General features: G+C 62.1%; 20 protein-coding genes and 1 pseudogene. 13 read left to right on the top strand and 8 right to left on the bottom strand.

Features of this window, described 5'->3' with window-relative positions; translation table 11 throughout:
• Nucleotides 1-5: 5 nt before the first annotated feature.
• Nucleotides 6-932 (bottom strand): LysR substrate-binding domain-containing protein, encoded by a 927-nt coding sequence (locus tag B3N48_RS21840; RefSeq protein ID WP_296187331.1) that lies wholly within the window; start codon nt 930-932, stop codon nt 6-8.
• A 147-nt stretch (nt 933-1,079) separates the two neighbouring features.
• Here B3N48_RS21840 and B3N48_RS21845 point away from each other — a divergent pair, with 147 nt between their 5' ends.
• The 4 genes from B3N48_RS21845 to B3N48_RS21860 all read left to right on the top strand — a co-directional run bounded on the left by B3N48_RS21845 (nt 1,080) and on the right by B3N48_RS21860 (nt 5,256).
• Complete coding sequence (locus B3N48_RS21845) at nt 1,080-1,964, top strand: transketolase (protein WP_296187332.1); 885 nt, start codon at nt 1,080-1,082, stop codon at nt 1,962-1,964.
• 1 nt (nt 1,965) lies between these two features.
• On the top strand, nt 1,966-2,967 hold the full coding sequence (locus B3N48_RS21850) for a transketolase family protein (protein WP_296187333.1): 1,002 nt from the start codon (nt 1,966-1,968) through the stop codon (nt 2,965-2,967).
• An 11-nt stretch (nt 2,968-2,978) separates the two neighbouring features.
• Complete coding sequence (locus B3N48_RS21855; protein WP_296187334.1) at nt 2,979-3,824, top strand: NAD(P)-dependent oxidoreductase; 846 nt, start codon at nt 2,979-2,981, stop codon at nt 3,822-3,824.
• Between the two features lie 97 nt (nt 3,825-3,921).
• Nucleotides 3,922-5,256, top strand: a complete 1,335-nt coding sequence (locus B3N48_RS21860) for an MFS transporter (protein ID WP_296187335.1) — start codon at nt 3,922-3,924, stop codon at nt 5,254-5,256.
• A gap of 59 nt (nt 5,257-5,315) precedes the next feature.
• On the opposite strand, the gene B3N48_RS21865 is transcribed toward B3N48_RS21860, so the two are convergent.
• The 3 genes and pseudogenes from B3N48_RS21865 to B3N48_RS21875 all read right to left on the bottom strand — a co-directional run.
• Nucleotides 5,316-5,654: a hypothetical protein gene (locus B3N48_RS21865; RefSeq protein WP_296187336.1), complete on the bottom strand. Its 339-nt coding sequence runs from the start codon at nt 5,652-5,654 to the stop codon at nt 5,316-5,318.
• Nucleotides 5,655-5,753: 99 nt separating this feature from the next.
• Nucleotides 5,754-6,236 carry a GNAT family N-acetyltransferase gene (locus B3N48_RS21870; protein ID WP_296187337.1) on the bottom strand — a complete coding sequence of 161 codons (483 nt, stop codon included), beginning with the start codon at nt 6,234-6,236 and terminating at the stop codon, nt 5,754-5,756.
• Between the two features lie 30 nt (nt 6,237-6,266).
• A pseudogene (locus tag B3N48_RS21875) lies at nt 6,267-8,333 on the bottom strand (ATP-binding protein); the annotation flags it as partial.
• A 357-nt stretch (nt 8,334-8,690) separates the two neighbouring features.
• Here B3N48_RS21875 and kaiC point away from each other — a divergent pair.
• The 4 genes from kaiC to B3N48_RS21895 are packed head-to-tail and all read left to right on the top strand — an operon-like array spanning nt 8,691 to nt 12,692.
• Nucleotides 8,691-10,406, top strand: coding sequence for a circadian clock protein KaiC (gene kaiC, locus B3N48_RS21880; RefSeq protein ID WP_296187338.1), 1,716 nt, complete (start codon nt 8,691-8,693; stop codon nt 10,404-10,406).
• Complete coding sequence (locus tag B3N48_RS21885; RefSeq protein ID WP_296187339.1) at nt 10,403-10,735, top strand: circadian clock KaiB family protein; 333 nt, start codon at nt 10,403-10,405, stop codon at nt 10,733-10,735. Before kaiC ends, B3N48_RS21885 begins: the two co-directional genes overlap by 4 nt.
• Entirely contained in the window at nt 10,732-11,064 is a 333-nt protein-coding gene (locus B3N48_RS21890) for a circadian clock KaiB family protein (protein WP_296187340.1), read from the top strand. The genes B3N48_RS21885 and B3N48_RS21890 overlap by 4 nt, the downstream gene beginning before the upstream one ends.
• Nucleotides 11,061-12,692, top strand: coding sequence for a response regulator (locus B3N48_RS21895; protein WP_296187341.1), 1,632 nt, complete (start codon nt 11,061-11,063; stop codon nt 12,690-12,692). Before B3N48_RS21890 ends, B3N48_RS21895 begins: the two co-directional genes overlap by 4 nt.
• 24 nt (nt 12,693-12,716) lie before the next feature.
• Here the strand turns inward: B3N48_RS21895 and B3N48_RS21900 are convergent, their stop codons facing one another.
• The 4 genes from B3N48_RS21900 to B3N48_RS21915 all read right to left on the bottom strand — a co-directional run bounded on the left by B3N48_RS21900 (nt 12,717) and on the right by B3N48_RS21915 (nt 15,564).
• Nucleotides 12,717-13,178, bottom strand: coding sequence for a type II 3-dehydroquinate dehydratase (locus B3N48_RS21900; RefSeq protein WP_296187342.1), 462 nt, complete (start codon nt 13,176-13,178; stop codon nt 12,717-12,719).
• 106 nt (nt 13,179-13,284) lie between these two features.
• Nucleotides 13,285-13,716: a TOBE domain-containing protein gene (locus B3N48_RS21905; RefSeq protein WP_296187343.1), complete on the bottom strand. Its 432-nt coding sequence runs from the start codon at nt 13,714-13,716 to the stop codon at nt 13,285-13,287.
• 29 nt (nt 13,717-13,745) lie between these two features.
• On the bottom strand, nt 13,746-14,171 hold the full coding sequence (locus B3N48_RS21910) for a RidA family protein (protein WP_296187344.1): 426 nt from the start codon (nt 14,169-14,171) through the stop codon (nt 13,746-13,748).
• A gap of 118 nt (nt 14,172-14,289) precedes the next feature.
• Nucleotides 14,290-15,564: a flavin-containing monooxygenase gene (locus B3N48_RS21915; RefSeq protein ID WP_296187345.1), complete on the bottom strand. Its 1,275-nt coding sequence runs from the start codon at nt 15,562-15,564 to the stop codon at nt 14,290-14,292.
• A 319-nt stretch (nt 15,565-15,883) separates the two neighbouring features.
• Here B3N48_RS21915 and B3N48_RS21920 point away from each other — a divergent pair, with 319 nt between their 5' ends.
• The 5 genes from B3N48_RS21920 to B3N48_RS21940 all read left to right on the top strand — a co-directional run bounded on the left by B3N48_RS21920 (nt 15,884) and on the right by B3N48_RS21940 (nt 21,356).
• Entirely contained in the window at nt 15,884-16,858 is a 975-nt protein-coding gene (locus B3N48_RS21920) for a LysR family transcriptional regulator (RefSeq protein WP_296187346.1), read from the top strand.
• A 412-nt stretch (nt 16,859-17,270) separates the two neighbouring features.
• Nucleotides 17,271-18,794: an amino acid ABC transporter permease/ATP-binding protein gene (locus B3N48_RS21925; protein WP_296187348.1), complete on the top strand. Its 1,524-nt coding sequence runs from the start codon at nt 17,271-17,273 to the stop codon at nt 18,792-18,794.
• 35 nt (nt 18,795-18,829) lie between these two features.
• Nucleotides 18,830-19,702 (top strand): phytanoyl-CoA dioxygenase family protein, encoded by an 873-nt coding sequence (locus tag B3N48_RS21930; protein ID WP_296187349.1) that lies wholly within the window; start codon nt 18,830-18,832, stop codon nt 19,700-19,702.
• A 27-nt stretch (nt 19,703-19,729) separates the two neighbouring features.
• Nucleotides 19,730-20,563 carry an ABC transporter substrate-binding protein gene (locus B3N48_RS21935; RefSeq protein WP_296187350.1) on the top strand — a complete coding sequence of 278 codons (834 nt, stop codon included), beginning with the start codon at nt 19,730-19,732 and terminating at the stop codon, nt 20,561-20,563.
• A 61-nt stretch (nt 20,564-20,624) separates the two neighbouring features.
• Nucleotides 20,625-21,356, top strand: coding sequence for a class II aldolase and adducin N-terminal domain-containing protein (locus B3N48_RS21940; RefSeq protein WP_296187351.1), 732 nt, complete (start codon nt 20,625-20,627; stop codon nt 21,354-21,356).
• Nucleotides 21,357-21,508 lie beyond the last annotated feature (152 nt).

The following is a 21,508-nucleotide window of genomic DNA, read 5'->3' on the forward strand; positions in this document are numbered from 1 at the left end:
TCTATTCAGTCGATCGCCGACGGCACTGGCCTTAACCCCAACTCATCCAGCAACCACTTCTTGAACACCTCCGCCGCTTCGTGGCGCGTTCTGCGCTTGGGGTAGACGAGGTAATGCCCGATGTACTGGATGTCGTGGGTGACGCTGCGCAACGGGGCGACCAATGTGCCTTTTTCCAGCTCGGCGCTCGCCAGCAAGGTCGATTCCAGCACAACGCCCATGCCGTTGCTCGCAGCGGCGATGGCCATGTTGCTGCGGTCGAAGCGCAGGGCGTAGTGATGCGGCGGCATCAAGTGGTTGGCTTCGAACCAGCCCTTCCATTGCAACATCTGCACGTCGCACTGAATCAGCCGGTGCTCGTACAGGTCGTGGGGCGTGCGAATGCTGCCTGCCAGTTCAGGACTGCACAGCGGGGTCAGGTGTTCCACCGCCAGCGGGATCTTTTCGATAAGGGTCGAGCGCGGCTCGCCGTAGACGATGTCCAGATCGAAGTCGTCGTTGTCGAACTGCGCGTAGTCGGTACTCGCTGAGAAGCGCAGGTCTATGGAGGGATAGGCCTGCACGAATCGCGAAAGCCGCGGCATCAGCCATTGCATGCCGAAGCTCGGGGCGGTATGCAGGCGCAGAGGGGGTGGCTCTTCGGTCTTGGCGAGCAAGAAGCCGCGCTGCATTTCGTCCAGTCCGCGCTGCACATGCTCCATCAGCAACCGACCTTTGGACGTGAGATTGACCTCCCGCGTGGTGCGCTCGAACAGCTGGATATCGATGGATTCTTCCAGCTTGCGGATGGAGTGGCTGACCGCGCTCGGCGAAATCCCCAACTCGTGAGCGGCCTGTATGAACGAGCCGGTGCGCCCCGCCGATTCGAACACCCGCAAGGAAGACAGCGGCACACGGCGCAGTTGGCGAATTAATGAATTCTGTTCACTCATTGCTGTGAAAATGTCTTTTGTAGCCGCCGATTTCGCAATGTTAGCTTGGATGCAGGTCGGATGCAGGCGTTTTGGTGAATTCCAAACATCAGTTAGCTGCCTGTTTCTCCTGAATTGCCCACCCATAACAATAAGCAGGCACCCCTCATGACAACATTTACTCAACGAGCCGACGGGGCCACTGGTCCGCTGCAGCGCGTGGCCTATCACGCCTGGCGCATCCGCCGGTTTGCCCTGCGCATGGGCGAAGTCCAGGGCCAGGGCTATGTCGGGCAAGCACTGGGCTGGGCCGATGTGCTCGCCACCGCTTACTGCCACGCCATGAAGATCAAACCCGACGACCCGCAGTGGGAAGGCCGCGATCGCTTTCTGCTGTCCCACGGGCACTACGCTATCGTCCTATACGCGGCCCTGATCGAGGCGCACATCGTTCCCGAAAGCGAGTTGGACACCTACGGTTCCGACGACAGTCGTCTGCCGATGTCCGGCATGGCGAGCTACACACCGGGGATGGAGATCTCTGGGGGCTCGCTGGGCCAGGGACTGCCGATTGGCGTCGGCATGGCGTTGGGGCTGCGCATGAAAGGCAACCCGGCGTGGGTGTTCAACTCGATGTCCGATGGTGAGTTGGACGAAGGCTCGACCTGGGAAGCGGCGCTGTCGGCGGCGCATCACAAGCTTGGCAACCTGATTGCGCTGGTCGACCTCAATAAACAGCAGGCCGACGGCAACTCCCACGAGATCCTCGATTTTGAACCGCTGGCCGACAAATGGCAGGCATTCGGCTGGCATGTGCAGCGTGTCGACGGTAACGATCTGGCCGCAGTCATCGCCGCCTTTGATGAGGCGATGGCGCTGAAAGAGGCGAAACCCCGTGTGATCCTGTTCGATACCCTGATGGGCAAAGGTGTGGACTTCCTTGAAGTGCGCGAGAAAAACCATTTCATTCGCGTCGAGCCACAAGAATGGCAGGCGGCGATCAAGGTCCTGGATGCCCGTTACGCGTCCTGCCACGAAACGGGAGCGCACTGAGATGAATACCCCAACCGCCAGCAAACCACGCCTGACGACATCAGCGATGATCGCCTCGATTGCCAGCGAAGGGCAGCGCACGGAAGCTGCACCCTTCGGCCATGCATTGGTTGCCGCTGCGCAGAAAGACCCCCGCATCGTCGGCATGACTGCGGACCTGTCGAAATACACCGATTTGCACATCTTCGGTCGCGAGTTTCCCGAACGTCACCTGCAGATGGGCATGGCTGAACAGCTGCTGATGGCCGCCGCGGGTGGCCTGGCCAAAGAGGGCATGGTCCCCTTCGCCACCACCTACGCGGTGTTCGCCACCCGGCGCGCCTATGACTTCATTCATCAGGTGATCGCCGAGGAACATCTCAACGTCAAGATCTGCGCCGCGCTGCCAGGCCTGACCACCGGTTACGGCCCGAGCCATCAGGCCACCGATGACCTGGCGCTGATGCGTGCCGTTCCGGGTTTGACGGTCATCGATCCGTGCGACGCGCTGGACACCGCCCAAGCCGTGGCCGCCATCGCCGAATACAACGGCCCGGTCTACATGCGCCTGTTGCGCGGCAAGGTGCCGATGGTCCTCGACCAGTTCGACTACAGCTTCGAGCTGGGCAAAGCCAAGTTGTTGCGCGACGGCAGGGACGTGTTGATCATCTCCAGCGGCATCATGACCATGCGCGCGCTGGAAGTCGCCGAGGTGCTGGGCGATGGCAGCGCGGACGTGGCGGTGTTGCACGTGCCGACCATCAAGCCGCTGGACGAAGCCACGATCATCGAGCAATGCCGCCGCAGCGGGCGCCTGGTGATCGTCGCGGAAAACCACAGTACCGTCGGTGGTCTGGGTGAAGCCGTGGCCCTGGCGCTGTTGAAGGCGCGGGTCAGCCCGGCGTTCCAGCAGATCGCCCTGCCGGATGCCTACCTCGACGCCGGCGCGTTGCCGACGTTGCATGATCGCTACGGCATTTCCACCCACGTCATGGCGGCCAACATCCGCCAGTGGCTGGCATGAGGAGCGTGCAGATGAACGTGGCATTTATCGGTCTGGGGGCGATCGGCCTGCCCATGGCGCGGCAGATTCAAAAGGCCGGACACCGCGTCGTGGGCGTCGAATTGAGCGAAGCCAATCGCGCCCTGGCATTGACTCACGGCATTGAATCCAGCGCTGACTGGCGGGTGGCGATCGATGCCGATGTGGTGGTGGTCATGGTCGCGACTCCAGCACAGTTGGACGCATTGGTCAGCCAGTGCACCGGCCTCAAGCCTGCGCAGCACTGGGTGGTGATGAGCACGGTCGGCCCCGCCTCGGTGCGCGAGCAGGCCGTGCGCTTGCGACAGAAAGGCGTGCAGGTCGTGGACGCCCCGGTCACCGGTGGCGTAGCGCGGGCGGAAACCGGCAGCCTGTTGATTTTTGCGTCCGGTCCTCACGCCGCCGTCGAACGCGTCGAGCCTGTGCTGCGCAGCATGGGTGAAGTGCGCGATGCGGGGGTTGAGGTCGGCGATGGACAGGCGATCAAGGTCGTCAACCAGCACCTGTGTTCGGTGCATCTGGTGGCAGCCGCGGAAGCGCTGAGCCTGGCGCGTTCGCTGGGTCTGGACCCGGCACGGGTGCTGGATCTGGTGCAGAAGGGCGCAGGTGGTTCGTGGATGTTGTCCGATCGCGGCCCGCGCATGCTCGAAGGCACCGACACCCAGGTCACCAGCATGGTCGATATCTTCGTCAAGGACAGCGGCCTGGTGGCGTTCGCCGCGCAAGGCTGCAACGCCGCGGTGCCGTTGCTGGACATCGCCCACGCCCGTTTCAATCAGGCCGCCGAGGCCGGATTGGGCAGGCGGGACGACAGTCGGGTCATCGAGACGTGGGAATAACGCAAGACCGCAGAATAACGACGTATCAACCCGGGGCAGAATCCTCCTCACATGCAGGCGCTGCCCCCTACAACAACAATAACGTTCGGAGTTTGCCATGAGCAGATCCACAACGGCGTCCAGCCACCCAGACAGCAAAGCCGGAAAAGTCTCGTTCGCGTCCATGGTCGGTTCGGCTGTGGAAAGTTATGACTTCTTCATTTATGGCACGGCGGCGGCCGGCTGGTTCGGCCAAGTGTTCTTCCACACCACCGAGCCCATTGTCGGCATCCTCGCCGCCTTTGCGACCATGGCGGTGGGTTTCTTCATGCGGCCGCTGGGCGGCTATCTTGCCGGGCACTTCGGTGACCGGCTGGGGCGCAAGACGGTGTTGCTCTGGTCGTTGCTGGCGATGGGCGGCGCCACAGTGCTGATCGGCGCGCTGCCGACCTATGCCCAAGCCGGTGTCATTGCCCCGATCTTGCTGATTTTGCTGCGGATGATTCAGGGCATCGGCTTCGGTGCGGAGTGGGGCGGTGCGGTGCTGATGGCCTGTGAGCACGCCCCGGCCCACCGTCGCGGCTTCTTCGGCGCGGTTCCGCAGATCGGCATCCCGCTGGGGCTGTTGATGGCCAACGGCGCGTTTCTGCTTTCGGCGGTGCTGTTCGAAGGCGACTGGGTCTGGCGTGCGCCGTTTCTGGCCTCGGTGGTAATGGTCGCTGTGGGCATGTGGATTCGTTTGAGCGTCAGCGAGTCGCCGGAATTCGAAAAGGCCAAGGCCGAAAACACACTGGTGAAGCAGCCTGCGTTGCAGGTGATTCGCGAAGACTGGCGCAAGGTGTTGCAAATCGCCGGCCTGCGCCTGGCCGAGACCGGTGGTTATTACCTGGCGACCAGCTTCATGTTGTCCTACGTGGTGCTGTCGGGCATTGCCACCAAACAGAATGTGCTGTGGGGCACGATGATCGGGTCGGCCATCGGCCTGGGCAGCCACCTGTTCTACGGCGCTCTGAGTGACCGAATCGGGCGCAAGCCGGTGTTCCTGCTCGGCTCTCTGTTCACCATCGTGTTTGGTATTCCGATGTTCATGATGATCAACACCGGCATCGTGCCGCTGATCATCGTCGCCGTGGCAATGGCCCTGATCCTGAGCCACGACCCGATCTTTGCGGTCGAGGCCAGTTGGTTCACCGAACAGTTCCCGGCCAACGTGCGCTCGTCGGGGATTTCATTGGGCTACAACTGCGCGTCACTGGTGGCCGGTACGCTGCCGTTCATTGCCACGGCGCTGTACTCGCAGGTGGGCTGGATGGGGCCTGCGGTGCTGTTCAGCGTGCTGGGCGTGGTGTCAACGTTGTGCGCCGTGAAGATGCGCGAGACGGCCCCGGCAGTGGCCAAGCCGTTGCCGGTTGCTGAACACCATGCAAACGTAGCGGGGCACGTCGCGCGGTAACGGATGCAGCGAAAAGAGGCCGGCCCGCAGCGGGTCCGGCCTCGCCCTCTGTTCATCCATTACCAGCGACCATAACCGCGGCCATCGTAGTGGCGGTCATGACCCCGGCCGTAATACCCATGGGGCGGAGGAGGGGCGAAGCGGCGGTATTCGACGCGTTGCACCGGGACATACGCCACCGGTTGATACACCGGCTGATACCGAGGCTGCGGCCGGTAATCGCGGTATTCGGCACGGTGATGATCGTGGCCGGAACCGCTGAGCACGGTCGCCAGTACTGCACCTACGGCGGCCCCGGCGATGACGGGCACGACCACATCGCGTTCGCTCGCTGACGCTGCACCCGCAGCGACCAGGCAACCGGACAGGATCAAGGCTTTTGTCATCTTCGAAATCATGGTGTCTCCTCAGGCGATGTGTGTGGGTTCGCCATGTGTCTATGAAACACCCGATCCGTGTAAACGAACGTCCACACTCCGTAAACATTGAGTAAAGGGTCAGGCAGTGCCCAGCGGCTTGCGCATGAAGACGCGCGCGAACCCGTCCTGGGTGGCGCGATGGGTTTCCAAGTAGCCGAGCGTGCGGTAGATCGTCAGGTTTTCGCTCATCAGTTCATGGGTGTACAGCCGGACTCCCTGACAGCCCAATTCGCGCGCACATCCCTCACAGAACGTCATCAACCGCTTGCCGACACCTTGCCCCCTGCTGCGGGCGGCCACTGCGACGTTGACCAACAACAGATCGGCGCCTTCCGGTTGCATCACCAGCACCCCGGTGATCCCGGCATCGTCCGTACTGACGTATACCGTCGATGTCGCGATGACCTGCGCGTAGTCATCGAGCATCGGCCCCGGCTTGCGTCCGATTCGGCTGATGTAGGGCGCATACGCCTCGTCCACCAGCGCTGCAATCAGGCTGGCGTCTTCGGGACGAGCCCGCCGAATCAACGGCGATGGATGCGAATCAGCATCTGCGATCAAACCGGGTACCTCCTTTTGTTGTACGCCACATCAATGGCTCATCAGTTCCCGCACCCGCGAGGTCAGTGCGTCCACGGCAAAGGGCTTGGTCAGCACCCACATGCCTGTCCCAAGATCACCCTGGCCGAGGGCCGCGTTTTCTGCATAACCGGTGATCAGCAGCGTTTTCAGATCAGGCCGGACTTCCCGCCCCGCATCCGCCATTTGCCGTCCGTTCATGCCCCCCGGCAGGCCAACGTCGGTGATGAGCAGATCGATGTGCACATCGGAACGCAGCAGTTTCAGGCCTGCTACGCTGTCGGCCGCTTCCAGCACTGTGTAGCCCTGTTCGGCCAGCACATCCATCAGCAGCATGCGTACGGTGGGTTCGTCGTCGACCACCAACACCGTCTCGCTGGCCGTGCACACCGGGCTTTGCAGACGGCAGACGTCAATGTCTTCGGTGACCGCTTCGCCCTCGAAGCGCGGGAGATAAATGCACAGTGTCGAACCTTGCCCGACTACCGAACTGGCCCGAACCTGTCCCCCGGACTGCTTGGCGAAGCCGTAGATCATCGACAGCCCCAGCCCGGTTCCCTGGCCCATGGGTTTGGTGGTGAAGAAGGGGTCGAACGCCTTGGACATGACCTCCGGTGACATGCCGGTGCCGGTGTCCGTGACCGACAGCAACACGTAAGGGCCGGGCGGAATGTCCTGAGCGGCAGCGGCCTCGGCGTCCAGCCACTGGTTCGCGGTTTCAAGGGTGATGGTCCCGCCCTGGGGCATCGCGTCGCGGGCGTTGATGCACAGGTTGAGCAGGGCGTTTTCCAGCTGCCCGGGGTCGACCCGGGTGGCCCACAGTTGCGGCGCAGCGTAGGTTTGCAGGTGAATGGCGGGGCCCACCGTGCGCTGGATCATCTCGATGATACCGAGCATCAGTGCGTTGACGTCCGTGGGCCGAGGGTCGAGGGTCTGACGGCGGGAGAACGCCAACAGCCGGTGGGTGAGGGATGCGGCGCGGCGGGTCGCGGCCTGCGCAGCACTGATGTACTTGTCGACGTCGTTGAAGCGGCCTTGCAGCATCCGGCTGTTGATCAGTTCGAGAGAGCCGGAAATGCCCGCCAGCAGGTTGTTGAAGTCATGGGCGATGCCCCCGGTGAGCTGGCCGACCGCTTCCATCTTTTGCGACTGCCGCAGTTTTTCCTCGGCCTGCATCAGCTCCGCGGTTCGCTCGCCCACCCGTTGTTCTAGGGTGTCGTTCAGTGCACGCAAGGCCGCCGTCGCCTTGTCGCGCTCGTCTTCGATCGAGCGGCGGTCTTCGACGTCGATCAGCACGCCGGGAAACCGCAGGGGCGTGCCGTCCTCGGCCAGTTCCACGCGGCCGTTGGCTTCGAGCCAGTAATACACTCCGTCGGCACGTCGGACTCGGTATTGATGGGCGTAGGCGCCGCCCCGGGCAATGGCCGCAGCGATTGCCACCTTGAGGGCTTCCCGGTCTTCGGGGTGAACGGTGGCAATGACCTGTTCCAGGCTCAGGCCTTCGCGGCCAAGGGTCGGATCGAGGCCGAACGCCCGGCCGAACGCTTCGTCTACGGTGAATCGGTCGGTGGGCAGGTGCCAGTGCCAGGTGCCGATGATGGCCCCGGCGGCCAGTGCCAGTTGCACCCGCTCGACGTTTTCCCGGGCGACGGCCTCGCTGATCAACAGGCGTTCCTGCGCCCGCCGCCGTTCGGTCACGTCGCTGAAGAAAATGGCAATCTGACGCTCGGCGGGGTTGCCGAATCGAATCGCGCGGACATCGAACCAGCGCTCGAACGCCTCGGCGTAATTCTCGAAGTTGGCAGGCTCGCCGGTCTTGGCCACATGGCCGTAGGTCTCGAACCAGAAACGTTCGAGATTCGGCGCGAACTCGGTGACCCATTTGCCGCGCAGGTTGACCCCCGCATGCTGCTCGAACGCCGGGTTGGCCTCGACGAAACGGTAGTCCACAGGCACGTCGTCGCCGTCGAATTTGACCTCGACAATCGCAAACGCGGCTTCGATGGTGTCCAGAATGGTGTTGGCGCGCTCGGCACTGTCACGCCAGGCGTGTTCGGCGCTGCGCACCTGGGCCAGTTCACTGCGCAGACGCACTACTTCCGCTTCCAGCGCCTCTTTTGTCAAACCGTTCAACGCTGTCCTCCGTGATGCATCGTGATGTTCTGAGTAAGCGGCGGCAGCGGGCTGCCCATGCGCCATCAAATCAGAAACGCCGAAAACTTGCACTCGACTCGACACCCCGCGGATTGCGGCCTGCGCAGCCATTTTCAGCGGTCGGGCGTCGGCGGGCGTTCGACAATCGATCATCAGTCGATGTAAGTGATGGCGCTGCCCCCGTCGAATCCTGTACAAGGTAACCATTTTGTACAAATATCCGAAAGCATCGAATCCTCGCTGCCTCCGGTGCCTACCGCCAAGCATTCCGAGTAGTAGCGATTGAATACATCCTTTGCGCCTGAAACGTCGAATTCCTCCCCGTCGAACCCTCAGCTGGCAAAAGCCGCCACAGGCATCGAGGGACTGGACGACATTTTGTTGGGCGGCATCCCCCAAGGCAGGCCGACGCTGGTGTGCGGCGCCGCCGGCTGCGGCAAGACTTTGTTCGGCATGACCTTTCTGGTCAAGGGTGTACTCGATCACGGCGAACACGGCGTCTTCATGAGCTTCGAAGAGCGCGCGTCCGATCTGGTGCAGAACGTCGATTCCCTCGGTTTCGACCTGCAAACGCTGGTGAACGAGCAGAAAATTGCCATCGACCACATCTACGTGGACCGCAGCGAAATCGAAGAAACCGGCGACTACGACCTCGAAGGTCTGTTCCTGCGCCTGGGTTACGCCATCGACAGCATCGGCGCCAAGCGCGTGGTCCTTGACACTATCGAGGCGCTGTTTTCCAGCTTCAAAGACACGGCCATTCTGCGTTCCGAGTTGCGCCGGCTGTTTTACTGGCTCAAGGAGCGGGGTGTCACCACCATCATCACCGGTGAGCGGGGCGACGGTCAGCTGACCCGCTACGGCATCGAAGAATACGTTTCGGACTGCGTGATCCTGCTCGACAACCGCGTCGTCGAGCAGATCACCACTCGGCGCCTGCGGGTCGTGAAGTACCGCGGCTCGGCCCACGGCACCAATGAATACCCGTTTTTCATCGACGAGAACGGATTTACGGTCCTGCCCATCACGGCGGCCGGGCTGAACCACGCGGCTTCTCAAGATATCGTCGCGACCGGTATTCGCGGGCTGGATTCGATGATGTCCCGTGGCGGTTACTTCAAGGGCGCCAGCGTACTGGTGTCCGGGCTGGCAGGCACCGGTAAGACGACCTTCGCCGCCAGTTTCGTCGATGCTTGCTGCGCCCGGGGCGAGCGCTGCCTGTACTTCTCGTTCGAGGAATCCGCCAACCAGCTTTTGCGCAACATGCAGTCGGTGGGCATCGATCTGGGCAGCTACCGGGACCGTGGGCTGTTGAAGATCGAATCGGCGCGGCCGAGCCTGTATGGCCTTGAGGTGCATTTGGCGCGCATGCATCGCGAGATTCAGACCTTCGAGCCGCACGCGGTCATCATCGACCCGATCTCGGCGTTCCGCGGGCCGGAATCCGAGGTGCACGCGACCTTGCTGCGCCTTGTTGACCTGCTCAAATCCCGTGGCATTACCGCGATTTTCTGCAGCCTTGCCGATGTGGCGGTGCGTTCGCCGGGCCTGGAGCGCGAAATCTCGTCGCTGATGGACACCTGGATTTCCCTGACCAACATCGAAGCCGATGGCGAGCACAACCGCCTGCTGTTCGTACTCAAATCCCGTGGCATGGGCCATTCCAACCAGGTACGCGAATACCAGATCTGCAGCGATGGCATTCACCTGTTGCAGCCCTACATCGGGCCGAACGGTGTGTTGACCGGCACTGCGCGGATTCGCCAGGAAGCGTTGGAAACGCGCGCCGAAGAGGCGCGTAGCGAAACCATCGAGCGACGCAAGCGCGAGGTCCTCAAAAAGCGCAGCGACCTGGAACGGCAGATTGCCGCCATGCAGGCTGAGCTCGAAACGCAAGCACTTGACGAGGCATTCCTGGCCAGCGACGACGCCAATCAGGCCAGCGCTGAAGACCGGACCCGCAAAACACTGGCGTCCGTTCGGGGGTTCAACGAGTGAGTACCGAACCGCGAGCCATCGATCCGGAACAGACAGGCGACTCCGGCCACTATGCGTTGCGCCTTTATGTGGCTGGGCAGACACCCAAATCCATGATCGCCCTGAACAACCTGAAAAAGATCTGCGAAACCTATCTCGCGGGTATCTACACCATTGAGGTCATCGACCTGCGGGAACACCCGCAGTTGGCGGCGGGTGACCAGATCCTGGCCTTGCCGACCCTGGTGCGGCATCTGCCGACGCCGTTGGTGAAGATCATCGGCGACCTGTCCAACACGGAAAAGGTATTGGTCGGACTCGATATCCGTCCTCGGCAGATCCGCGCGTGAATGGCGGGTCCGGTGGGGAGGAAGGTCATCCGGTCGAAGGGCCAGTCCAGCACCTCAAGCTGTACATCTCGGGCAATACCTCCCGTTCATCCTTCGCGGTGCATCAGCTCAAAGCGGTGTGCGAGAAATACCTGGCTGGGCGCTATGTGCTGGAAATCATCGACATTTATCAAGACAGCCGCGCGGCGCGGGACGACCGTATCGTCGCGGTGCCGACCCTGATGAAACTCGACCCCGATTTCAGCCGTCGGCTGATTGGTGATCTATCGGACGTGGAAAAGCTGAAACTGTTTCTGGGGATTGCCCCCGGCACTGAGAGTGGACCGTGATCCATCGTCCCGTCGACATGACGGACACCCAATACATCGAACTCCTCAGCCGTCGCCTGCAGGAAGCTGACGACGTACTGGAGGCCATCCGTAGCGGCAGCGTCGATGCGCTGTTCATTCAGGGCGAGCAGGGGGAAACCGTTTACACCCTCGACAACGCCGACAAACCTTACCGTCTGCTGGTGGAGCAGATGCAAGAGGGCGCCGTGTCGATTTCGGCTGACGGCACCATCCTCTACGCCAACCACCGCTTCAGCGAGATCATCGGCGCGCCTCTCGAACAGATCTTCGGTTGCGTGTTTCAGGACTACCTTTGCACGAGCGACGCCGAGCATTTCAGCGCCTACCTGAACGCCGATGCCGACAAAGCCATTCGTTGCGCCGCGTCATTCAGTCGCCCCGATCAGAGCGTGTTTCCCGGTTACCTGTCGTTCAACAAGCTGCCGGACGACTATTCCGGGGAAGCGATTTTCTGCGGTGTGATCACCGACCTCACGGACCAGAAGCTGATGGAGGCTCGGCTGCATCAGTCACAGAAAATGGAAGCCTTGGGGCAGTTGACCGGGGGGCTGGCTCACGACTTCAACAATTTGCTGCAAGCGATCCAGGGCAGTTTCGACCTGATCATCCGCCGACCCGATTCGGAGAAGGTCACGCGCTGGGCGGAAAGCGGCTTGAGGGTGGCTGACCGCGGTGCCAAGCTGACCTCGCAACTGCTGGCGTTTTCCCGCTCGCAAAAGCTCGAGCTCAAGGTCTGTTCGGTCAATGCGGTCATTCACGACATGTCCGACCTGCTGACCACCACCCTGGGGCAAGGCGTTCGGCTGGTGTTCGAACTTGACGTCACAGACCCCCATGTCCTGACGGACCCGGTGCAACTGGAACTGGCGATCCTCAATCTGGCGATCAACGGCCGGGACGCCATGGGCGGTTCAGGCCAACTGGTGATTGGCACGCGTCAAGTCGCCAGCCACCCGTTCTTGACGTCGCCTTCGGGCTTTCTCGAAGTGCGGGTGGTGGACAACGGCACGGGGATGAGTGAGCAGACCCGCCTCAACGCGTTCAATCCTTTTTTCACCACCAAGGACGTGGGGCAGGGCACCGGACTGGGCTTGTCCCAAGTCGAAAGCATCATCCAGCAATCGAACGGCGCGGTGAGCATCGAGTCGGCACTCGGCCGGGGTACCCGCGTCTGCCTGGCCTTTCCGTGCGTTGACGAAGCGAGGGTGCCTGAGGAACATCTGCCCCTGGCAGTGGCCGACGCACGGGTGGATCTGAACATTCTGGTGGTCGACGATGATGACGAAGTCCGTCGAACCCTGGTGGACATGCTCGACCTGCTCGGGCACCAGGTGGTCGAAGCGGCCAGTGGCCCGGCGGGTCTCGCTGCCATCGGGCAACAGCCGTTCGATCTGGTGATGCTCGACTTCGCCATGCCGGGCATGAACGGCGCTCAGGTCGCCCAGGAAATCCACCGGCTGGACGCCTGCAGGCCTATCGTGTTCGTCAGTGGCTACTCGGACACCGATCAGCTTCGCCCGGTGCTGAATCACCACACCACGCTGCTGCGCAAGCCATTCACCCTCGACAGCCTGAAGGCCACTTTGCAGGGGATGCTGCAGCGCTGACCGCGTTTCACCGGGCCGCGGGCGTCATTCAACCTGGCGTTTCGCAGGCTCATTCACCAACTCCGCCACGGCGGTCAGTGCCAGTCGATAGCCCAATGCCCCAAGGCCGGCGATCACGCCGGTGGCGGCCTTAGACACGTAGGAATGGTGCCTAAAGGCTTCGCGCTTCCAGAGGTTGCTCATGTGCGCTTCGATGATCGGACCGTCGAACGCCAGCAGCGCGTCCAGAATGGCGATCGAGGTGTACGTCAGCCCCGCCGCATTGATGATCACTGCGTCGGCGTGCAAGCGGGCTTCCTGAATCCAGTCCACCAGCACGCCTTCATGATTGCTCTGACGAAAGACCAGCGTCAGCCCCAGCGACGCGGCGTGTTGCCGGCAGCCGGCTTCAATGCTGGCGAAGCTTTCGCTGCCGTAGGTGCCAGCGGAGTCCAGCCCGTATAGGTTGGCATTGGGTCCGTTCAGGAAAAACACGGTGTGGGGCATGGTGAACTCCAGGACGTGATGCATAAGGTCGCGTGGCGAGCCGGACGTCCTCTCAAGCGCTGCGGCGCGGACGACGAACCGAAAAGCCGTCAGGCAACACATGGATTCATAGCGAAGAGGGGTCTTCAGCCGCCGTGGCGCTGAGCCCTTTAACGTCGAAACTCAACCCGGCCGCGGCGCCGACGGGCCATCGCGTCAAGGCATCGAGCCCGGTATCGCGGGCGAACAGATGTGTGCCAAGGGCGGGTACGTCCAGTTGAATATCGACGTGTTCGCCGTGCACCCCATGGGCGATGACGGTGGCACTGAGCAACGTGCTCGGGCCCAGTGCATCGAGGCGAATGCAGTCCGGCCGCAGGACAATGGTCAGACGCTCGCCGACCTCGGCGTGCACCCGTTCGAGAGGGACACGCCACAGTGCGCCGCCGAAGGCCAGCACCGCCTCATCGTCGCGCCCCTGATAGCGCCCGGACACCCGGTTGACGCCATCGATGGCCTCGGTGGTATTGGCAGAGGGCTCGGTCCGTGGGTTGGCCATGGCGGCTCCGGTAGCGTGAGGCGAAGGGATCAGGCGCCGGTCCAGTCGTCCGGGATCACGGCAATGACGTCGATTTCCATGAGCCATTCCGGCTGTCCCAACCCGGAAATCACCAAGCCGGTGGAGATCGGGAACACCCCCTTGAGCCACTTGCCGACTTCGCGGTACACCGGCTCACGGTAGCGCGGGTCGATGATGTAGGTGGTGGTCTTGACGATGTGCGAGAGGTCCGATCCGGCCTCTTCCAGCAGTTGCTTGACGTTCTTCATCGCCTGTTCGGCCTGGGCCCGTGGATCGCCGAGACCGACGAGGTTGCCGTCGAAGTCGGTGCCGATCTGGCCCCGGACATACACCGTGTTACCGGCGCGCACGGCCTGGCACAGGTCGTTGTCCAGTGACTGATTGGGGTAGGTCTGCTTCGTGTTGAACATGCGAATGCGGGTGTGAGTGGGCATGGCGTATGTCTCTGGAAAACCGTGTATGGCCGCAGGTTCACACTGGCCTCGATGGGACGAAACCAGCATTTGCAGCGGCAGTGCTTAGGAAAAACCGAAGGCCCGAAACGCTCGAGCCTTATCGCTGCCCGAGGGCGTCGTGTGTCGAGCGCTCGTAGCTCATGTAGCCGTTCTGCAGGACGATGTGATCGGCGATGTATTTCGCGTCGTGCCATACGCCGTAGATGAACGACGACGCGCGGTTCACCAGGTTTGGCAGGCCGAGGAAATAGATCCCGCTTTCGGCGCAGATACCGCGCTTGTGGAAGGGCTCACCCTTGTCATCGAAGGCATTGACGTGCAGCCAGCTGAAATCGAATTTGAACCCCGTCGCCCAGAGGATGGTGCTGATACCGGCCTGCTCCAGGTCGAGGCTGAGGATCGGGTTGATCAGGCAATCCGGGTCCGGCAGGAGTGTCCAGGCCTCCGGCTCGGCCGGGAATGGCAGGCCGTTTTGCTCGATGTACGCGTCAGCGTCACGCAGCACGTCGAAATACGCCCGGTCGCCTTCCGCCACATTGGCCGCCAGCCCCGGCTCGAAATGCATCACGCCTTGGTCGAACGCTTTGGTCAGCCCCACCAGGGTGATGCCTTGATGCGCCAACCGCCGGAAATCCACGGTCTTGCCGCCGTCATAGCCGCTGACGGCGAAGGCCACGTGCTTCTTCTTCGGCGTGATCCGCACCTCATCCCACAGACCCAGCGCACCCAGCCACCAGCAGTAATCTCGACCCCGGTAGGCGCGGGGCGGGCGGTAGTGTTCGCCCACGGAGAGGTAGACCGTCTTGCCGGCTTTTTGCAGTTCTTCGGCGATTTGCGAACCGGAAGCACCGGCGCCCACCACCAGCACGGCGCCGTCTGCCAGCTGACTTGGGTTCTTGTAGCGGGAGGAGTGCAACTGCTGAATGTGTGTTTGCTCGGGCACGATGTTCGGCACGGCGGGGCGCTGAAAGGGACCCGTGGCGGCAACGACGTTGGCGGCCTCGATCACGCCTTCCGAGGTGGTGACTTTGAAGCCCGGGCGACCGACGTGGCGTTCGACCTTCAACACCTCGACACCGGTGCGTACCGGCGCCTTGAGCATGGCGACGTAGTCTTCGAAGTAGTCGGCCATGCGTTCTTTCGGCGGGAAGGTCTCTGGCGAGACGTCGCTGAATGTCAGGCTTGGAAAACGATCGTGCCAGGCCGGACCGTTGGCGACCAGCGAGTCCCAGCGCTCGGAGCGCCAACGCTCGGCGACACGGTGACGTTCGAGGACGATGTGCGGCACGTCCATCAGCGACAGATGCTCGCTCATGGCGACACCCGCCTGGCCTGCACCGACCACCAAGGTGTTGATTGTTTCGACTGACATGTGAACTTCCTAAAGAGAGCGACCTTGATCGGTAGGGCCGATGCCTGGGCACCGACAGCGTGTCGAGAAGGCTCAGGCGCCTTGCAGACGTCGTCCATCTGTGAGGGCAGTGTGAGCAAGGGCCTGTCGTATAGGAATTCTGCTTTTTGAACGTAGAGCTTAGGAAAAACCGAACCCTGCTTCGGCGCGCTGGAACGGATGATGGCCCTTGGTCGCATGCGGCCGGGGTGGTGAATGACCCGGCATGAAGCGTGCAAATACACTCAGCCGAAGGGGCGACACGTTGGTTCGTTCCCTCGTCAGGATCGTGGAGGGCGTGATGCTCAGTCGTATTACTCAACGCCAGTTGGAGTACTTTGTGGCTTCGGGCGAAGCGGGCAGCATCAGTGCTGCGTCGGAGCGCATTCATGTGTCGTCGCCGTCCATTTCGGCAGCGATCACCCACATGGAGGCCGAACTGGGCATTCAACTGTTCGTCCGCCATCACGCCCAAGGCATCTCACTGACGGCGGTGGGGCGGCAGGTGATGCAAGAGGCCAAGCTGATCCTCGAACAGATGAGCAACCTCTATACCATCGCGTCGGAATCACTGAACACGGTGCGCGGGCCGTTGCGCGTCGGTTGCATGCATTCACTGGCGCCGATGATCACCCCGGAACTGGTGTTCGGTTTCGGTCGCGCCTTTCCGGGCGTACGCATCAGCCAGGTGGAAGGCGACCATGAGCAGTTGCTGGAGAAACTGCGCAGCTCGGAAATCGACATCGCGCTGACCTACGACCTGATTGCCAGCGACGGCATCGATTTTCAGCCGCTGGCGAAGTTGCCGCCGTACGTGATGGTCGGCGAACACCACCCGCTGGCCCACCTCTCGGCGGTCGGCATCCAGGACCTCGAACCCTATCCCATGGTGCTGCTGGACATCCCGTGGAGTCGCGAATACTTTCTCAGCCTGTTCATCCCTGCCGGGGTCACGCCCAATATCGTGATGCGTTCCAGCAACCTGGAAACCGTGCGCGCGCTGGTCGGCAACGGCATCGGCTACAGCATCGCCAACGCCCGTCCCAAGGGCAACATTTCCCAGGATGGCAAGCGCCTGATTCGCATTCGTCTGGCGGGTGAACAACACGCCTTGCAGCTGGGCTATGCCACCGCCAGCAACGCGCAGCCGTCCCGCGTGGTTTCGGCCTTCATCGAACGCTGCCGCATGTTCGTCTCGGACCAGTACATCCCCGGCATGGCCGCCCCCAGCTTCTTCGATCCCCACGCAGTGCGAGCGCCCTCAGACGCCGAATGAGCGGCGCGCACCACAGTCGATCACGCCCCAGCGCGTTCGCTGCTTCGGATTTTCTCGCCCCAGATCCAAGCCAGAAACGAATTTAACCAACGCGACCGCGCCCGCAGACTGCAGGCACAGGTTGAGCCTGATGACGACCAGGGGCGCGCCGCACCGAAAGGCAGCGCGTCTCCGATGAGGCGTCGGCTGATGCGCCAGGACGGTGCGTTCCAATGTTGGCGATTCGAGCGCGTAAACGTGTGGTTTCTCAAATCGCGCCACTGCATCGGATCTGCCTACTCACTGGTCCGGTTAATCCTAATTGACCATCTGCGCGTCTCTCGCCGAATCTCGTTTCAACGGTGCAGTCGTGAAACAGGGTCGAGTGAACGCCCGGTTGGACTTTCTGATTTTTTTGTTGAGCGCGGCGACGATGACATTCGACTGGAATTACATGTTTGGTTTGCTTTTCGACGCCGAGTTCTGGCGGGCGACCTGGACCGTCATCAAGCTGAGCTTCGTGACCTGGCTCTTGAGCATCGGTCTCGGGTTTTTCGTGGCGCTGGCCAAACAGTCAAGACGCCCGTTGCTCAGTGCCCCCGCCCGCGCTTACATCTGGCTGTTTCGCAGTGTGCCGCTGCTGGTGCTGCTGATCTTCGTCTACAACATCCCTCAAGCGTTTCCTTCGGCCTCGGTGGTACTGGGCGACCCGTTCTGGGCCGGCTTGCTGGCGATGGTGATGTGTGAGACCGCCTATGTGGCGGAAATCCATCGCGGCGGCCTGCTGTCGATCCACAAGGGGCAGACCGAGGCGGCGAGGGCGTTGGGCCTGCGCTTTCTCGGCACCCAATGGCGCGTGGTGATCCCCCAGGCGTTGCGGGTGGCGCTGCCATCGCTGGCCAACGAATACATCTCCATCGTCAAGCTCAGCTCGCTGGTGTCGGTCATCTCCCTGACCGAAATCCTCATGGTCGGCCAGCGCCTGTACTCGCAGAATTTCCTGGTGATGGAGACGATGGCGGCGGTGGCGTTCTATTACGTGTTGATCGTCACCGTGTTCGACTTCCTCCTCAAGCGTCTGGAGACGTACCTCGACGTCAACCAGCGCAACGTGTCCCGCGTCCCCGATGCCGCCGTCCTGGCCCTCGCCACGCAACAGCGTGAGGCGGTGCAGCGCCCGGCCGTCACGGGCCTGCAAGCCCCGGCCTTGCAGGCCAACCGTCTGCACAAGGCTTATAACGATGTGGAAGTGCTGGGCGCAGTCAGCCTGAAGATTCAGCCGGGCGAAGTGGTGTCGGTGATCGGGCCCTCCGGCTCCGGCAAGACCACGTTGATTCGTCTGCTCAATGGTCTGGAGCAGATCGACAACGGCGACATTCAGATCAACGGGCGGCCGTTCATTCACCTGAACAAACAGGGCGCGCAAAAGCCGCACTACGTCGAACACGCCGAACACCGGCTGAACATCGGCATGGTGTTCCAGAGCTTCAATCTGTTCCCGCACCTGACCGTGCTCGACAACCTGCTCATGGCGCCGCGTTATCACCGCCTGGGTCGTCTGGACGATCTCAAGCAACAGGCCTACGCGTTGCTGCACAAGGTCGGCATGCTCGACCACGCCTGGAAATACCCGAGTCAGTTGTCCGGGGGGCAGCAGCAGCGCGTGGCGATTGCCCGGGCCTTGATGATGCGCCCGCAGATCATGCTGTTCGACGAGCCGACTTCGGCGCTCGATCCGGAGAAAGTCAACGAGGTGTTGCAGGTCATCGAAGCCCTCGCGCAAGACGGCATCACCATGGTGATCGTCACCCACGAAATGAACTTCGCCTTCAAGGTGTCCGACCGCATCGTCTTCATGGAGAAGGGCCGCGTGGTGTGCGACGACGCGCCTGACAGGTTGCGCAACGGCCATAACCCACGCGTCGAGGCCTTCCTCAAGGATGTCTCGCTGGCGTGATCCCCATCGTCCCGTTTGAGAAAAAAGGTAAGCATATGATCGAGCAAGCGCAGATTGAGCAGTTCCACCGCGACGGCGTTCTGGTGGTGGAAGGCGTACTCTCGGCAGACGAAGTGGCGGCGTTGCAGCATGACTTCGACCAATGGGTGGAAGAGAGCCGCCAACACGCGCAAGGCTGGGGCGAAACCCTCGACGGTCGGGCGCGTTTCGACCTCGAAGGCGACCACCGCGCCGATCACCCGTCGCTGCGCCGGGTCAGTTCGCCCACGGAGATTTCGTCTGCTTATTATCAGGCCGCACTGCAATCACGCATGGCGCAGATCGCCGCACAGTTGATCGGCGGCAACGGCGCGCGTTTTCACCACAGCAAGATCAATTCGAAACTGCCCCACACCGCGACCCAGGTGAAGTGGCACCAGGACTTTCTGTTCACGCCCCACAGCAACGACGACATTGTCACCGCGTTGCTGATGGTGAGTGAGGTGACCCCGGAAAACGGACCGTTGAACGTCATCCCCGGCAGTCACACAGGGCCGCTCTGGTCCCATTGGCACGACCAGCGTTTCACCGGTGCCGTGGACGACGCGGTCGTCGAAGAGCACTGTCAGGCGCCCGTGGCCTGCTTCGGCCCGGCCGGTTCCGTGTGCTTCATGCACACGCGGCTGCTTCACGCTTCAAGCCCTAACGAGACCGAACTGCCGCGCACCCTGTTCATCGGCGTGTACGCCGCCGAAGACGCGTTGCCATTCGGCGAAAACCCTCTGCCCAGTGAGCACGCCGGCCTGATGGTGGCCGGTCAGGAAAGTGGCCTGGTGCGTTCTACGGCGAACCACATGCGCTTGCCGCAGAAGCCCCGGGGTGCCTCTTTCTTCGTGCAACAGGCCGGGCAAGACCGAGCCACTGCCTAACTTCTCTCAACCTTGCGGGGATTCACCATGACAGCGTTGCACCAGATTGTTCGCCCTATTGCCCTGAGCCTGGTTGGCGCAGCGCTTGCGATGACCTCGCTGGCGGCCTCGGCCTTCCAGCAGGACGGCAAAATCATCGCCGGTTCCGATGTGACGTTCTTCCCCTATGAGTACATGGACAACAACCGTCCGGCAGGCTTTGACATCGAGCTGATGGACGGCCTGGGCAAGGTCATGGGGCGCAAGGTAGACACCGTCGACACGCGCTTCCCGAACCTGATCACCGGTCTGCAAGGCGGCCGCTTCGATGTCGTCAACTCGTCGATGTACATCACCGCCGAGCGAGTGAAAGTCATCGACATGATCCCTTACTTGAAGAGCGGGGAATCGATCCTGGCAGTCAAGGGCAGCACATACCAGCCCAAGCGCCCGGAAGACTTCTGCGGCCACAAGATCGGCTCCATGGCGGCCACCTCCTGGCTGCAACAGATGCACAAACTCTCCGATGAATATTGCGTAAAAAACGGTCTGCAGCCGATCGCGATCAGCGAATACGCCACCGATCCGCAAACCACACAGGCGATGTTGGCCCACGCGGTGGAAGCGCAAATCACCGACGCCGCCGTGGCCCGTGGCGTGGTCGACAAGCTGGGCAGCCGCGTGGTGATTTCCTCCGACAGCCTGATCTATCCGGTGCTGAACGGCTTCGGCGTGAAGAAGGGCAATGACGCGGTCAAGACAGCGTTGGTCGATGCCTTGGCCAAATATCGCGCCACCCCGGAATACGCAGCGCTGTTGAAGAAGTACAACTTTGAAGCCGCGACCGAAGAAGACATTGCGGCGCTGATGCCGAAACCCTGACACCCGCCTGTCACGTGTGCCGCATCCCTGGGTGGGGCCATGCCCTGTGGAGACCTGATTCATGGCGTTATCACTCGAAGAGCAGGCACGCATCGATCTGGCTGCGACCTTTCGCATCGTCGCCCATCTGGGCATGCACGAAGCGGTCGCCAACCATTTCAGCGCTGCCGTCTCCGCCGATGGCAAGCAATTCCTGATCAACCCGAAGTGGAAACACTTCTCCCGTATCCGCGCCAGCGACTTGTTGCTGCTGAACGCCGATGACCCGGCCGGCGCCGATCATCCCGAAGTCGACGCCACCGCGTGGTCGATTCACGGACAGATTCATCAGCGTCTGCCGGACGCCCGCGCGGTGCTGCACCTGCACCCGGTCTACACCACCGCCGTGGCCTGCCTGGCCCAACCCAAGGTGCCGCCCATCGACCAAAACACCGCGCGCTATTTCAACCGCATTGCGGTAGATGACCTGTACGGCGGCATGGCCGACACCGAAGCCGAAGGCGCGCGCCTGGCCGGGATGCTCGACGGAAAACGCCGTCTGCTCATGGGCAACCACGGCGTGATGGTCATCGCGCCAACCATCGGCGAAGCGTTCGACGACATCTGGACCCTGGAACGCGCCTGCCAGATCTACGTCACCGCGCTGTCGACCGGCCAGCCGCTGCGCGTGCTGTCGGATGACGTGGCAGAGAAAACCGCGAAGGGCTGGGAGAAAATCACCGATTTTTCACGTCGGCATTTTGAAGAGATGAAGGCGTTAATGATTGAACAGGATGGATCGTTAGTCGACTGACGCCTGTAGTGCGCCTTCGCGGCCGTCGTACCTCCGGCGGCTCCTGTACGATCGTGGTGTGGTCGGTTTCAATGCTCCAATCAGGCGGACAACGCCTCGCGGAGTTCCAGGACGCCAACAATCCCCGTAGGAGCCGCCGGAGGCACGACGGC

The organism is Pseudomonas sp. UBA1879, from assembly GCF_002338065.1.
Taxonomy (GTDB): Bacteria; Pseudomonadota; Gammaproteobacteria; order Pseudomonadales; family Pseudomonadaceae; genus Aquipseudomonas.